Here is a 14928-nt window from a genome sequence, read left to right on the forward strand (position 1 = left end):
GCATGGAGAAAAGCATGGGCGAATATGACTATATCGTCATCGGAGCGGGGAGTGCCGGATGTGTCCTCGCCAACCGCCTTTCGAAAGATCCGAACAACCGCGTGCTGCTGCTGGAGGCTGGCGGCAACGACAACTACCACTGGATCCATATTCCGGTCGGTTATCTCTATTGCATCAACAATCCGCGCACCGACTGGTGTTTCAAGACGGCGGAAGAGCCGGGGCTTAACGGCCGTTCGCTGATCTATCCGCGCGGCAAGGTGCTGGGCGGCTGCTCCTCCATCAACGGCATGATCTATATGCGCGGGCAGGCGCGGGACTATGATCTCTGGCGGCAGCTTGGTTGCGAGGGCTGGGGGTGGAACGACATCCTGCCCTATTTCCTGAAATCGGAAGATTTTTATCGCGGCAAAAGCGACTTGCACTCTGCCGGCGGTGAATGGCGCGTGGAGAAGGCGCGCGTGCGCTGGGATGTGCTTGACGCCTTCCAGAGGGCAGCAGGAGAAGCCGGCATTCCCGCGACCGATGATTTCAACCGGGGCGACAATGAAGGCGCCGGTTATTTCGATGTGAACCAGCGGGCCGGCTGGCGCTGGAACACGGCAAAAGCCTTCCTGAAGCCGGCGCTTGGCCGCAAGAACCTGACGGTTCTGACCAAGGCGCATGTCAAGCGTCTCATCATCGAAGAAGGCCGGGTGACGGGCGTGGAGTTCCACCATGACGGCGTCTTGAAAAAGATGCGCGCCCGGCGCGAGACGGTGCTGTCCGCCGGTGCGATCGGCTCGCCGCATATTCTGGAGCTTTCCGGTGTCGGTCGTGGCGATGTGTTGCAGGCTGCCGGTATCGATACGGTGGCGGAGGTCCAGGGTGTGGGCGAGAACCTGCAGGACCATCTGCAGCTGCGCATGGTCTACAAGGTCTCCGGCGTCCTGACGTTGAATGAAAGGGCCTCCACCCTGTTCGGCAAGGCGCGGATCGGTCTCGAATATGCGCTCACCCGCTCCGGGCCGATGTCGATGGCGCCGAGCCAGCTCGGCGTCTTCACCCGCTCCTCGCCGGAAAAGGAAACCGCCGATCTGGAATATCATGTCCAGCCGGTTTCGCTCGACAAGTTTGGTGATCCGGTTCACACTTTTCCCGCCATTACCGCAAGTGTCTGCAATCTGCGGCCGGAAAGCCGCGGCTCAGTGCATGTGAAAGGACCGGATTTCGCCATGCAGCCGGAAATCCGCCCGAACTATCTTTCCACCGAAGGCGACCGGCAGGTGGCGATCGACGCCATGCGGCTGACGCGCCGCATCGTCGCCCAGCCGGCCTTCGCACGCTTCAAGCCGGAGGAATACCGGCCCGGCCCCTCCTTTGAAAATGACAATGATCTCGCCAAAGCGGCGGGCGATATCGGCACCACCATCTTCCACCCCGTCGGCACGCTGCGCATGGGGTCGGATATGGAAAGCGTTGTCGATGCACGGCTGAAGTTCCGGCGGCTTGCCGGGCTGCGCGTTGCCGACGCCTCCGTCATGCCGCGCATCACATCCGGAAATACCAATTCGCCGACGATCATGATTGCCGAAAAGGCCGCCGACATGATCCTTGCGGATAATCGCTGAAAGGAGCGCACCGATGAAGACCGTCGCTTTTCTCGGGCTGGGACATATGGGCCTGCCGATGGCCGCCAATCTCGTCAAGGCGGGTTATGCCGTCAGGGGTTACGATCTTGCCGACGCCTGCCGCGCGGCGGCGAAAGAGGCGGGCATTCCCGTTGCCGCGGATTCCGCCGAGGCCATCGAAGCGGCTGAGGTGATCATCACCATGCTGCCGAAGGGCGAACATGTCGTTTCCGCCTATGGCGATCTGGTTAAAAAGATCTCTGCCGGCACGCTGCTCATCGATTGCTCGACGGTGGATATGGAAAGCGCGCTGAAGGCGCATGAACTGGCCGCTTCCGCCGGTTGCCCCTCTGTTGACGCGCCGGTCTCCGGGGGCACGGGTGGCGCTGCTGCCGGCACCCTGACCTTCATGTGCGGCGGCGAAGCGGAGGCCTTCTCTGCGGCGAAGCCGGTGCTGGAGGCGATGGGCAAGAAGATCGTGCATTGCGGCAAGGGCGGCAACGGCCAGGCTGCCAAGATCTGCAACAACATGATCCTCGGCATTTCCATGATCGCCGTTTCCGAAGCCTTCGTGCTGGGCGAAAAACTCGGCCTTTCGCATCAGGCGCTGTTCGATGTCGCCTCCACCTCTTCGGGGCAATGCTGGTCGCTCACCACCTATTGCCCGGTGCCGGGACCGGTGCCGACATCACCCGCCAACAAGGATTACCAGCCGGGATTTGCGGCGGCCTTGATGCTCAAGGATCTGAAGCTTTCGCAGGAGGCCGCGAACGGTGCCGGGGCCACCACCCCGCTCGGTGCGGCGGCGGCGGCGCTTTACGAGAATTTCGTTGATGAAGTGAGCGGCGGGCGTGATTTCTCCGCCATCGTTGAAATGCTGCGCGGGGGCAAAGCATGACGGACGTCGCGCCATCCGACATTTTATGGGCGCCGCCCGAAAAGAGGGTGAAGTACTCGGCTCTGTTTTCATTCGCGGCCAGAACTGCAGAGCTGCACAAGCAGGCGGCTGATGACTACGCCGGCCTGCTGCGTTGGTCGATCGACGCGCCGAACGAATTTTACGATGCGCTTTGGGACGAGCTCGGCATTATCGGAACCCGCAGCGAAACGGCATTCAAACCCGGCAAGACTATACGAGACGCTGAGTTCTATCCGGGCGCAAGGCTCAGTTACGCCGAAAATCTGCTGCGCGATGCCGACGATCGGCTGGCCATCATCGCCCATCGCGACGATGGCACGCGCCGCGAGATCAGCCGCAGACAGCTTTACGACGAAGTGTCCCTGATGGTGCAGGCGCTCGTTGATGCGGGCGTGAAGGAAGGCGACCGCGTCGGCGCCATCGTCACCCATGATATCGAGGCGATCGTCAGCTATCTGGCTGTCAGCGCCATTGGAGCCATCTGGTCATCCTGCTCGCCGGATTTCGGCCCGGCCGGCGCTTCCGACCGCCTGTCGCAGATCGACCCGAAAATTCTCATCGCCGTGTCGGAATATGGTTATGCCGGCAAACGCATCGATGTCGGCCCGACCATCCGTGCGGTGGCGGAAAGTGCGGCTCCTGAAAAGATCGTGCTGATCGGCGATGCCGTTCCCGAAAGCCTCGCCGATCTCGGCTGTGTGACGCTCAAGGATTTCGTCGCGCCTTATGCGGCGGGCGAGATTGCCTTCAATCGTCTGCCCGTCAAGGCGCCGCTGACGATCCTTTATTCCTCGGGTACAACAGGCAAGCCGAAATGCATCACCCATTCCGGCGGCGGCCTGCTTCTTCAGCATATGAAGGAGCTGAAACTGCAATGCGATATTCAGGAAGGCGAGCGTTTCTTCTATTTCACCACCTGCGGCTGGATGATGTGGAACTGGCAGGTCTCCGGTCTGGCGCTCGGTGCAACGCTTGTCACCTATGACGGCAATCCCGGTTATCCAACATCCGCGCGGCTGATCGATCTCATCGATGCCGAACGGATCGCCACTTTCGGCACATCGGCGAAGTTTATCGATGCCTGCCTGAAGGCCGGGTTGAAGCCGAGTGAAAGCCATGACCTTTCGTCGCTCAGAACGATCCTTTCCACCGGCTCGCCGCTCATCCCACAATCCTTCGATTATATCTATCGCGACTGGAAGGCTGACGTGCATCTCGCCTCCATTTCCGGCGGTACTGATATCTGCGCGTGTTTCCTCGGCGGCAATCCGCTGCAGCCCGTGCATCGCGGCGAATTGCAGGGTGCGATGCTCGGCATGGATATTGACACGCTGGATGATGAGGGCCATTCCGTTCGCGGCGTTGCCGGTGAACTCGTCTGCCGCAATGCGCATCTGTCCATGCCGGTGAAGTTCTGGGGCGACGAGGACGGTTCGCGGTATCAGGCCGCCTATTTCGACCGCTTTCCCGGCATCTGGGCGCATGGCGATTTTGCCGAAATGCGCCCTTCGGGCGGATATGTCATCCATGGGCGTTCAGACACGACCCTCAATCCCGGCGGGGTCCGCATCGGGACTGCGGAAATCTACCGGCAAGTGGAAACCGTGCCTGAAGTGGAGGAGGCGATTGCCGTCGGGCAGGATATCGACGGTGACCAGAGGGTCATCCTCTTCCTGCGCATGAAGGGCGGCGCGACCCTGACGGAAGAGCTGGAAAAAACCATCCGCAGCCGCATCCGTTCGGGCGCCACGCCGCGGCATGTCCCGGCAAAAATCATTGCCGTCAGCGCCATTCCCCGCACCCGTTCGGGCAAGATTTCCGAAATCGCGGTTCGCGATACCATCCATGGCCGGCCGGTGAAGAATGCCGATGCGCTTGCCAATCCTGAAGCGCTCGAACTTTTCCGCAACCTGCCGCAGCTGAAGGACTAGGCCGATGGAGGATCAACCGAAAACCGTGCTCGTCACGGGTTCCACCAGCGGCATCGGGCTCGCCATCGCCAAACGTTTCGCCGAAGCGGGATATCTGGTCGCGGTGCATGGCATAGAGACGACGGAGGAGGCGACGCAGGCCCTGGAGATGGTGGCACAGGCGGCGCGGCACAGGCCGGTCTATTTTTCCGCCAATCTCGCCAATTATGATGAAAGCGCGCATCTGCCGGAAACCGTCATCGCCGAATTTGGTCATATCGACGTCCTCGTCAACAATGCGGGCATCCAGAAGGTTGCGCCGATCGACGAGTTCGATTTCGCCGATTTCTCCCGCATCGTCGCCATCTCGCTCGACAGCGCCTTTCACACCATCCACGCGGCCCTGCCGGGCATGAAGGAAAGGGGCTGGGGCCGCATCGTCAACATCGCCTCCGCCCATGGCCTGCGCGCGTCGCCCTTCAAGGGGCCTTATGTGGCGACCAAACATGCGGTGGTGGGTCTGACGAAAAGCGTGGCGCTGGAAGTCGCCGAACTCGGCATTACCTGTAACGCCATCTGCCCCGGTTATGTCTGGACCCCGCTTGTCGCCGCCCAGGTCGCCGATCAGGCGCGCGTGCACGGCATGAGCGAAGAGGACGTGGTGAAGAAGGTGATGCTTGCGCCGCAGCCGACCAGACGGTTCGTGCAACCGGAAGAAGTGGCGGAAATGGCGCTTTATCTCGCGGGCGATATGGCGCGCTCCATCACCGGCACCACCATTTCGATCGATGGCGGCTGGACGGCGAAATAAATTTCGCACACGCGTCTGAAGCGAACGATCGCGCTGGTTTCCGGTATTGTTAGGCGATTTCAATCCTGTATAGTTTTCGGGAACGGTGGGGGTAGCGCCGTGTTCACGGAAAAGCGGCATGATGAACACAGGGTCTTTTGAAGCGCCGCTGGCGCGTTCGCGCTTCGATACGCGCCAGGTGCCGAAACGCGACGCCATGGCGTTGTGGCGGGATTCGATCAACGTGCTTTTTGATGCCCGCCTGCGCCGCTCGCAGGATGACGGTTTTTTCGCCAGCGTGGACGCCGCTTTCATCGGGAATGTTGCGCTCGGTCGCACCCAGTCCTCGGCGCAGGATTTCGACCGATCGCGCCACAAGCTTGCCCGCGACGGCATGGACGGTTTTCTTCTGCAATTTTACGCCAGCGGGAAGAGCATGTCGCGGCGCGGTTCGGGCGAGACCGCAGGCCCCGGCGACCTCTATCTCATCGATATGGCGCAGCCGCTGGCCACTGCCACGTCGGATCATGATCATCTCAGCCTCGTCGTGCCGCGCCGGCTGCTGGAAGGCAGGCTTGGCGGTTCCGGCAATCATCATGAACGCGTGCTGCCGGCCGGTTTGCCGCTGGTATCGCTGCTGCGCGAAACGATGACGAGCATCTATCGCCATTTCGACGTCATGAACGCCAGCGAGGGCGCAGCCACGGTCTCGCCGCTTCTGGAACTGGCTGCGGCCGCCATCAACAATCATGTCGGGCACGACAATGCGCAGGGCGTGCAGCGGGCGCTCAGGGCATCCATCCGCCGTTATATCGACAGTCACCTTCTCGATCCGGCCCTGTCGGTGGAAAAGGTCATGGGCGAATTCGGTGTGTCGCGACGCACCGTCTACCGGCTCTTCGAGCCGCTTGGCGGGTTTTCGGCCTGCATCACCCACCGACGTCTCGAACGCGCGATGGATTTCCTGCGGGCACCACAATCGGCGCATATGACGATTGCCGAGGTTGCCGCGTCCTATGGTTTCACCAATCCGGAAAATTTCAGCCGCGTCTTCAAGAAGACTTTCGGCCTTTCGCCGCGTCAGATGCGGCATTTCGCTTCGGAAAACCGTGACCTCACGTCGGATATTCTGAAGCCGGATAGCGCGGAATGGACACGCTGGATCGTGCAGCTCGGCCGCTGATGACGATTGGCCGCGCGCCGTTCTGACACTTTATGACGGTTTGTTGGCACAATCCGACCATTCGCTGCGGCTGCGGCGCGATGGGGATGCGCATGTCTTCCAGACGTGCCAAACAGGGCGCGTTATTTTTATCAATATATTGCCTGACAATCATGATACTGAGAATCCTCGCTTTTCTGGACCTGTGTCGCCAATGGCGCCATGCGGTAAAACAACACCTCTCCTTTTCCGGCGCCACATTTCACAGGCCGCCATCGCCCCCGCCTTCGGCGAATTTTGACAGCTCCTCAGACGATCCATCGGAAACGGACGACGGCGAAGCACGCCTGCCGGTTTCCTGGCTCGGCCTTGGACAAAGCTTCAGCGCGCTGGATGCGGAAGACTGTGACAGGGCGCGTTTGCCGGCCGAGTGCGGTTAACGTCGTTCTCCGGCGATCTGGAACAAAACCCTGACCCCAAGGATTAGATCAACAGGGTTACAGGGAGTGAAAGACATGGCCAGAGAAAATGCCAGCTATCTCGACAGTCGGGATACTCCGAAAAGCGAAACGGCAACGCGTGCGCGGCAGGGATCGCGCGGACGTCCCGTCCTTGTCATTCTGATCGTCAGCGTGCTTCTTGCATTGGTGGTCTGGGCTGTCGTCGAATATTCCGTTTTCGAACCCGACCAGAACCTGCCGCAGAACCCGCAGACCGAGACTGCGCCGGTGCCGCAGCAGCCGTCCGGATCGGGAAGCTTCGACAACAATCCCGCGAATGGCCGCGCGCAACCACCGTCATCGACAGAGACAAACCCCTCGCCACAGGATTCGACAGGGGCGCCGCAAAACCCGTGACCACCCTAGCGTGAAGTTTTTTCGCCATGATGATAATTTCCATGGAACCAGATTGCGCCCGATTTCATTTCACGCAAAGTGACAGGAATCGGGGGTTTCATTCATGGCAGTCACCGTCACTGCAGTTGTTCTTACGCTGATCGGTCTTGGGCTGTTCGGTTTCGGCTCTCAGCTCGTCATGCTGGGCGGGAGCTTTTATTACGTGCTTTCCGGACTGGCCTTCCTGTTGACGGCCGTTCTGCTGTTCAAGCGCAATCGCGCAGCCCTTCACGTCTATGCCGTCTTCATTGTCGCCACGCTCGCCTGGGCTATCTGGGAAGTTGGCTTCGACTGGTGGCAGCTTGGCCCGCGCGGTGGCATCGTCATTCTCATCGGGCTGTGGCTTCTGGTTCCATGGGTCCGGAAGCCGCTCGGTTTTGCGAGCCCCACCGGGCTTCGCTATGGGCCGAACGCCTGGCCGCTTGCGCTATCCGTGCTCGCCTCCATCGTCGTGGCCGGATATTCCATGGCGCAGGATCCACACGACACGGCAGGTTCCCTGCCGCAGGAAACCGCCTCGGCGACGCCCGCCTATGGCGGCAATGTGCCTGACGGTGACTGGCATCAATATGGCCGCACGCCCTATGGACAGCGTTATTCGCCGCTGACCCAGGTCAATGTCGAGAATGTCTCGCAGCTCAAGGAGGCCTGGCGTTACCAGACTGGCGATGTGAAGCTGCCTGATGATGTGGGGGAAACCACGTATCAGGTGACGCCGCTCAAGATCGGCAATACGCTTTATATCTGCACACCGCATAATTGGGCGATTGCCATCGATGCCGCCACCGGCAAGGAAAAGTGGAAATACGACCCGAATGTCGGTCTTAATCCGGACCGCCAGCACCAGACCTGCCGCGGCGTGTCCTATTATGCCGAGCCCAATGCTGCTGAAGGCACGGCCTGCGCCCAACGCGTCTACCTGCCGACCTCGGATGCGCGGCTGATCGCGCTTGACGCGGCCACCGGTCAGGTCTGCACGTCTTTTGCCGATCAGGGTGTGCTGCATCTTGAGCAGGGCATGAAGTACAATCCCGCCGGTTATTATTATTCGACCTCGCCGCCGGTCATCGCGGCGGGCAAGATCATCATCGGCGGCGCGGTGAACGACAACTATTCCACGCAGGAACAGTCCGGTGTCATCCGCGCTTTCGATGTGAATAGCGGTGCGCTCGTCTGGAACTGGGATTCCGGCAATCCGGCGAAAACCGAACCGATTGCGGCGGGTGAAACCTACACCACCAATTCGCCCAACAGCTGGTCGGTCTTCAGTTATGATGAAGGCCTCGGTCTCGTTTATATCCCGCTCGGCAATCAGGTGCCCGATCAGCTCGGTATGGGCCGCAGCGAGAATGTGGAGAAATATTCCTCCTCCATCGTCGCGCTCGATATCAACACCGGCAAGGATCGCTGGGTGCGCCAGACGGTTCATCACGATCTCTGGGACATGGACGTGCCGGCCCAGCCAGTGCTGCTCGACATCACCAAGGACGGTCAGACCATCCCGGCTCTCGTCGGCCCGACCAAGCAGGGCGATATCTACGTTCTCGACCGGCGCACCGGCGAGCCGCTTCTGCCGATCACGGAGGAGCCGGCGCCGGGCGGTGCGATCCCTGAGGACTTCACCTCACCGACGCAGCCGACGACGGCCTTGTCGTTCAAGCCGGAGCCATTGCAGGAAAAGGACATGTGGGGCGTCTCCATGTTCGACCAACTCGCCTGCCGCATCCGCTTCCATCAGCTGAACTACAAGGGCCGCTATACGCCGCCGTCACTGACCGGCTCGATCATCTATCCCGGCAATTTCGGCACCTTCAACTGGGGCAGCGTCGCGGTCGACCCCGAACGCCAGGTCATGTTCGGCATGCCGACCTATCTCGCCTTCACCTCGCAGCTCGTGCCGCGCGCCGACATTCCGCCGAAGGGTCAGGACGAGAAGGGTAGCGAACAGGGCCTGAACCGCAATGATGGCGCGCCCTATGGCGTGTTCATGGGCCCGTTCCTCGGTCCGCTGAAAATCCCGTGCCAGGCCCCGCCATGGGGTTATGTCACGGGTGCCGACCTGCGTACCGGCGATATCGCCTACAAGCACAAGAACGGCACGGTCTATGACATGACGCCGCTGCCACTGCCCTTCAAGGTGGGTGTGCCTGGTATTGGCGGGCCGATGATCACCAAGGGTGGCGTGGCCTTCCTCGGTGCTGCCGTCGACAACTATCTGCGCGCCTATGACCTCACCACCGGCAAGCAGCTATGGGAAGCGCGCCTGCCGGCCGGCGGCCAGGCAACGCCCATGACCTATGCGCTGGAGGGCGGCAAGCAATATGTGGTGATGGTTGCAGGTGGTCACGGTTCCGTCGGAACCAAGCCGGGCGATTATGTGATCGCCTATACCCTGCCGTAATCTCTGCAGTCTTCAAGACACATAAAAAACCGGAATGGGTGACCATTCCGGTTTTTGTTGTTGAGGGTATTACGCGGCCTTTTTCTGGGCGGCGGCGTTGACCGAAGTCTCGGCGAGCGCGGTCAGCGCATCGTCGGTCTTTGCCTCTTCCTTGAGCGTGGCATCCAGCAGCGAAACCGCCTTCGTGTGGCCCAGCTTTTCCGCCCAGGCCTTCAGGGTCCCATAGCGGGCGATCTCATAGTGTTCGACCGCCTGTGCTGATGAAACGAGACCGGCATCAAGCGCGGGTGTGCCTTTGAAGTCCTCCATTATCTCCTCGCCCTCGGCGATAATGCCCTGGATGGCTTCGCAGGTCTTGCCCTGTGCGCGCTTGCCAATGATCTCGAACACTTCCTGCAGGCGTTCGACGTGGCCCTGGGTTTCTTCCTTGTGCTTTTCAAAGGCCTGTTTCAGCTTCGGGTCGGTTGCCGCCCGCGCCATTTTCGGCAGGGCCTTCAGGATCTGCCTTTCGGCGTAGTAGATGTCCTTCAGCGTGTCGTAAAACAGGTCGTCGAGTTTCTTCTCGGCCATTGGTCCTTCTCCCATGTGTGAAAATGCATGATGTGCGCCCATGCGCACGGGAGACAAACCCTTTGCCGCTGCCATGGTTCCGGCTCGGTTGCGCGCAACGTTTATATTGCTGCGCGGAACCAACGCAGCCTTTCCGAACTTAGTGGGAATAAATGTCGGGAGGAGACATGACGTGCCCCAGAGCCTTGCAGAAGAATTTTCCATGAATATTTCCATCCCCTTCGAGGTACTGCTGGTGCGCGTGTTTGGCGCGGTCATCCTGTGCGGCCTGATCGGTCTGGAGCGGGAGTTTCACAAGAACACGGCCGGTTTGCGCACCAACATGCTCATCGGCCTTGCTGCCGTCACCTTCTGCATCATCACCATTCATATGATGGAGACGATGGCGGAAGGTCATGAGGCCGCGCGGCTCGATCCTATCCGTCTGGTGGAAGCCGTGACGGCGGGCATCGCCTTTCTCGCAGCGGGTGTGGTCGTTTATACGAGAGGGGATGTCAAAGGCCTGACGACGGGCGCCAGCATGTGGCTTTCGGCGGCAATCGGCCTCTCGGCAGGTCTCGGCATGTGGCCGCTTGCCCTTGTCGCCGCCGGCGCCGGTATCGTTGTCCTTTGGACGCTCCGGCGCTTGCAGGTGGCCACCGGCATCAAGGAGGATTGACGGGCATCAGCCGAAACGGAAGAGATCGGCGTCCGGGTCCTTGCCGCCATTAACGGCGGCCGCCACGATTTCGGCGGCGATCTGGCTGAAGGTGATGCCATTGCCGCCGAAACCCATCACGGCATAGACGTTTTTCATACCCGGCACCGCGCCGATCAGCGGCAGGCCGGTGGTGGTGGTGCCGAAGGCCGCGGCCCAGCGATAGTCCGGCTCTCCCATATCGACGCCAAGAAGCCTTTCGATCTTGCAGCTGATCGTCTTCGCCTTCGCGGAAAGCTTGCGCTCCGACAGATAGGCGGTGGGGTTTTCCTCGTCCTCGCCTCCGGCGATCATCCTCCCCTCGCGGTCGGTGCGCAGGTAAAGATAGGGATCGGACGCTTCCCAGACGATATGGTTCTCCAGCCAGCCGGGTAGATCGAGCCGCTTTTTGCTCGCCAGAGCCCAGGTGGAAATGATCTGGTGTTTCGGGCTCTCCAGCATTTTCAGGAATTCATAGCCGGTGCAGAAAACGACATTGCGTGCGGAAAGGATCTTGCCGCCGGCGGTGGCGAGGACAACCTCGTTGCCGAGGTTTCTAAGATCGGTGATCTCAAGCTGGGAGACGATTTCGGCGCCTGCGCCGGCCGTATGGCGCAAAAGGCCGGCCGTCAGCTGTGCGGGATTGGCGGAGGCCGAGATATCGCTGAGGATGGCGGCGGTCCGGTCCAGCCCATATTGCTCTCGCAGTTCTGCAGCGGAGAGGAAGCGGGCTTCGATGCCAGCTTCTTCGCGCGCGGCCGCTTCGGCTTTCAACGCGCGCGATCCCATGTCGTCTCCGGCGAGATAAAGCGCCTGCTTGCGCTTCATGCTGCAGGAGATGCCAAGCGAGGAGACGACTTCCTCCAGACGCAGGACGGCGCGTGCGGAACGCTGCCATGCCCTGTCGGCCGCGGGCCTGCCGATCATCTTTCTGAGTTCCGTCAGCGGCGTGTCGATCTCGTGCTGTATCATCGCGGTGCTTGCCACGCTGCTGCCCATGACCGGTTCGCGCCGGTCGATGATGAGCATGGATTGACCCGGCCTTTGCAGGGCGTGGGATACGAGTGCGCCGCTGATGCCGGCGCCGACGACGATCGTGTCGTAATGGTCGGCGGCGGGTGTGTGCCCGCTGCGGATGCCGATGCGCGGGCTATCGGCCCAGACCGGTTTTGAATCCCTGAGATCGCGTTCTTTCGTCAGTTCCGGTGTCGTCATGAAGATGTCCTGAATGGGTCAAGGCTCGGTATAACCGGCGACAGTGAGGGTGAGCGTTCCGCTGCGGGGATCGCTGCGGAAAAAAAGCGTGCCGCTGTCCTTCGATTCCGAGGCGACATAATCGAAGGTCACATCGGCGTTTTCCGGCGCGGCGTCATTCCGCTGCAGGTCGCCGCGCACCTGCACCTGCGCTGCGGTGGTCATGGAGAGGTTGCGGATGTCGAATTTCACCCGATATTGCCCGGGCTGCCCCTCCACGCTGGTGACGGCGATGTCGAAGCGGGCATCCTCGGGTACATAGCGATAGATGTCATAGGCGATCCAGCCGAGCATCGCGGCGACGAGCAAGGTGCAGATGGTTCCCGTCACCCATTCGATCCAATGCGGATCGGCGCTTTCCGTCTGTTTTCCGTTTTTCGATATCGTCATCTTGTCCTCACAGGATCAGCCGGGCCGACGCCGCGCCGATCGAGGCTGGAACACCGAGAATGACGGCGGCATTCATGATCTGCGACAGCGAGGTGTGGTCGAGGCGCTCGAAGGTCCAGAGCGTATAGATGCTGATGGCGATGGCGATGACGTAGCCGGGCAGGGTGAAGCGGATGAAGGATTGCCACCATTGCTGTCCTTCATGCAGCTGATGCGAGCCCTTGAAGTGAAGCGCATAGACAAAGCCATGCATGATGGCGATCGACAGCAGACAAAGGGCCAGAACGTGATAGGGCGTCACCTTGTAGGCGATCAGGATCATTTCCTCCGTCGGGGCGACATTGAGGTTGAGGAAGAGCGCGCCCACCACCATCATGAAAAGCTCGTGCAGATAACCTGTCTCGCCGGAATACTCGCCTTCCTCTTCGTCCTCTGCGTCGGAATGCTGGCCGAGCTGGCTGCGGCCGAGCAGCGCGCCGATGCTGGCGGGAACGGATTGCAGCGCGACCTTGGCGACGATATTGGAGGCGGTGAGCTGGTCGTTCAGAACGCCGAACAGCAGGAGCACGCCCGCGCTGACAGCGATGCCCAGCCCATAGGCGGTTATCGCGTCGCGCAGGGCCTGGCTCCAGGAATTGATATTCTCAAAACCGATGCGGCGGGCAAGAAGAAGAAGCAGCGGCAGGTTGAGGATGCAGAGCAGCAGAAGCCGCCATGAGTTGACGTAAAGACCGAGGAACCACATTTCCATGGTCATCAGCATGGGCAGGGCAAACAGCAATGCACCCGCTGTGCCGCGCGCAAGGCCGATCAGGAACTGCCTGACCTCGTCATCTTCCCCATGTTTTTGATTGACCGTAACCGCCATGCCGTCCCCTTGTGCGGAGGATAACGCAATGGCGTTTTTCCGGTTCCGTTGGGTTTATTTCGCAGGGTCAATAAGGGCGATGCCGAATTCCCTGTTATAGCTGCGCCGCAATTCTGCGGGCGTTTCGCGAATGACGACTTCCAGAGTGGGACGAACCACGCCCTTCAGAAAATGGCCGCCTTTTGTGGACCCGTCGGCAAAACCCAGAACCACATGCAGGTGCGGATTGGGCGTGTCGTTCTCGTCAAGCGTAATGTCGCCAAGCAGGCTCAGGACCTCGCTCTGTTCGGTGACCGGTATTTCCTTGTAGTCCTGCGTGGACAGATCAAAAAAAGGCGAGCGTTGCCGTGGCGAAGGCGCCGATCGCGGTGACAGAGGCGGCGTTGATGTTCTCGGCCCTGGCAAAACGCCTGATGGCCTCGAAGGCTTCTTCCTCGGGATCGATGACGAGGATGAAGGTGCGCTCCGCGCCGCTTGCCAGCAATCTGCTTTTCATATTCTTCCTCCAAAATAAAAGTGCCGCCGGAAACCGGCGGCACGGGAATGTCGTTCGTGTCTTAAGCGGCGCGACGTTCGTGACGGCCTTCCTCAATCTCTTCCACGATCTTGGCGACGAAGGCATCGAGATCGTCAGGGCTGCGGGAGGTGATGATACCCTTGTCCGTTACCACCTTTTCATCCTTCCAGTTGGCGCCGGCATTCTTGAGGTCGGTCTTGATCGACCAATAGGAAGTGGCGTCGCGGCCGCGCAGGGCGTCCGCTTCGACAAGCAGCCACGGCGCATGGCAGATGGCGGCAACCACCTTGCCCGATTTGACGAAATCGCGAACCACCCGCATCGCATCCTCGTCATGGCGCAGAATATCCGGGTTGATCTGGCCACCGGGAAGAACCAGCGCGTCAAAATCTTCGGTTTTTACGGTCTTGGCCGAGAGATCGACGGTGATGCTGTCGCCCCAGTTCTTCTTATCCCAGCTCTTGATTTCGCCCTCCTTGATGGAGGCGATCTTCACGTCCGCACCCTTGGCCTTCAACTGGTCATACGGCACCCGCAGCTCGGAACGTTCGTATCCGTCCGTTGCGAGAATGAGGATTTTTGCGGCGTTGATGGCAGTCATATCTGTCTCCTTCTGGGTTCAGTCGTCCTTGTCGGAATTCATGGAGGGGAGGAAGAATTCCACGTCCTTGAGGCGCTTCTCATCGAGATTTTCGATGTTGGTTTGCCAAAATCGCTCGGCTTCCGCCGGTTCGGCTTTCCATTGGCGCACGAAGGTCTTGTTGTCGTCGATCATGACCTTGCGGGTGCCGCCGAGCCGCAGATATTCTTCCGCAAGTTTGCGTGTTTCGGTCTTTTCCATGTCGCAGCTCCTTGTGCGTGGAAAACGGGAACGGAGGGGCGCCGGATGGGTAAGAAGCTCGGCTGCCATTTCGTTGGCCACCGGGAGAAAACGGAAAAATCCCGGTGTTCTTCGGCACCATCGT

The 14928-nt window shown here is 60.4% G+C and carries 14 protein-coding genes and 1 pseudogene; 8 read left to right on the plus strand and 7 right to left on the minus strand.

The window, feature by feature from the left end; translation table 11 throughout:
- Positions 1-14 precede the first annotated feature (14 nt).
- The 7 genes from MRBLRC7O_RS19815 (at position 15) to MRBLRC7O_RS19845 (ending at position 9688) form a co-directional block, all read left to right on the plus strand.
- On the plus strand, positions 15-1610 hold the full coding sequence (locus MRBLRC7O_RS19815) for a GMC family oxidoreductase (protein ID WP_060727512.1): 1596 nt from the start codon (positions 15-17) through the stop codon (positions 1608-1610).
- A 13-nt stretch (positions 1611-1623) separates the two neighbouring features.
- Positions 1624-2508, plus strand: a complete 885-nt coding sequence (mmsB, locus tag MRBLRC7O_RS19820; RefSeq protein ID WP_111820668.1) for a 3-hydroxyisobutyrate dehydrogenase — start codon at positions 1624-1626, stop codon at positions 2506-2508.
- On the plus strand, positions 2505-4460 hold the full coding sequence (locus MRBLRC7O_RS19825) for an acetoacetate--CoA ligase (RefSeq protein WP_111820669.1): 1956 nt from the start codon (positions 2505-2507) through the stop codon (positions 4458-4460). The genes mmsB and MRBLRC7O_RS19825 overlap by 4 nt, the downstream gene beginning before the upstream one ends.
- A 4-nt stretch (positions 4461-4464) precedes the next feature.
- Positions 4465-5250 (plus strand): 3-hydroxybutyrate dehydrogenase, encoded by a 786-nt coding sequence (locus MRBLRC7O_RS19830; protein WP_111820670.1) that lies wholly within the window; start codon positions 4465-4467, stop codon positions 5248-5250.
- Between the two features lie 118 nt (positions 5251-5368).
- Positions 5369-6412 (plus strand): helix-turn-helix domain-containing protein, encoded by a 1044-nt coding sequence (locus tag MRBLRC7O_RS19835; protein WP_111792989.1) that lies wholly within the window; start codon positions 5369-5371, stop codon positions 6410-6412.
- 494 nt (positions 6413-6906) lie between these two features.
- Positions 6907-7248 (plus strand): flagellar basal body-associated FliL family protein, encoded by a 342-nt coding sequence (locus tag MRBLRC7O_RS19840; protein ID WP_111784242.1) that lies wholly within the window; start codon positions 6907-6909, stop codon positions 7246-7248.
- Between the two features lie 103 nt (positions 7249-7351).
- Positions 7352-9688 (plus strand): glucose/quinate/shikimate family membrane-bound PQQ-dependent dehydrogenase, encoded by a 2337-nt coding sequence (locus MRBLRC7O_RS19845; RefSeq protein WP_003508700.1) that lies wholly within the window; start codon positions 7352-7354, stop codon positions 9686-9688.
- A gap of 69 nt (positions 9689-9757) precedes the next feature.
- Here the strand turns inward: MRBLRC7O_RS19845 and MRBLRC7O_RS19850 are convergent, their stop codons facing one another.
- Entirely contained in the window at positions 9758-10258 is a 501-nt protein-coding gene (locus tag MRBLRC7O_RS19850) for a YciE/YciF ferroxidase family protein (RefSeq protein WP_020009970.1), read from the minus strand.
- A gap of 172 nt (positions 10259-10430) precedes the next feature.
- Between MRBLRC7O_RS19850 and MRBLRC7O_RS19855 the strand changes: the two genes are divergently transcribed.
- A complete protein-coding gene (locus MRBLRC7O_RS19855; RefSeq protein WP_003508703.1) occupies positions 10431-10916 on the plus strand; it encodes an MgtC/SapB family protein in 486 nt (161 codons plus the stop codon).
- A gap of 6 nt (positions 10917-10922) precedes the next feature.
- Here MRBLRC7O_RS19855 and MRBLRC7O_RS19860 read toward each other — a convergent pair whose 3' ends face one another.
- From MRBLRC7O_RS19860 to MRBLRC7O_RS19885, 6 genes and pseudogenes are all read right to left on the minus strand, one after another.
- Positions 10923-12149, minus strand: coding sequence for an NAD(P)/FAD-dependent oxidoreductase (locus MRBLRC7O_RS19860; protein WP_111820671.1), 1227 nt, complete (start codon positions 12147-12149; stop codon positions 10923-10925).
- Between the two features lie 18 nt (positions 12150-12167).
- Positions 12168-12578 carry a TIGR02588 family protein gene (locus MRBLRC7O_RS19865; RefSeq protein ID WP_060723403.1) on the minus strand — a complete coding sequence of 137 codons (411 nt, stop codon included), beginning with the start codon at positions 12576-12578 and terminating at the stop codon, positions 12168-12170.
- A gap of 7 nt (positions 12579-12585) precedes the next feature.
- Positions 12586-13446, minus strand: coding sequence for a TIGR02587 family membrane protein (locus MRBLRC7O_RS19870; protein ID WP_060723402.1), 861 nt, complete (start codon positions 13444-13446; stop codon positions 12586-12588).
- Positions 13447-13500: 54 nt separating this feature from the next.
- Positions 13501-13942 (minus strand): annotated as a pseudogene (locus MRBLRC7O_RS19875) (PPC domain-containing DNA-binding protein).
- Positions 13943-14003: 61 nt separating this feature from the next.
- Positions 14004-14564 carry a type 1 glutamine amidotransferase domain-containing protein gene (locus MRBLRC7O_RS19880; protein WP_020009964.1) on the minus strand — a complete coding sequence of 187 codons (561 nt, stop codon included), beginning with the start codon at positions 14562-14564 and terminating at the stop codon, positions 14004-14006.
- 18 nt (positions 14565-14582) lie between these two features.
- Positions 14583-14804 carry a hypothetical protein gene (locus MRBLRC7O_RS19885; protein ID WP_020009963.1) on the minus strand — a complete coding sequence of 74 codons (222 nt, stop codon included), beginning with the start codon at positions 14802-14804 and terminating at the stop codon, positions 14583-14585.
- Positions 14805-14928: the final 124 nt, after the last annotated feature.

The organism is Agrobacterium radiobacter (assembly GCF_040801995.1).
Taxonomy (GTDB): domain Bacteria; phylum Pseudomonadota; class Alphaproteobacteria; order Rhizobiales; family Rhizobiaceae; genus Agrobacterium; species Agrobacterium radiobacter.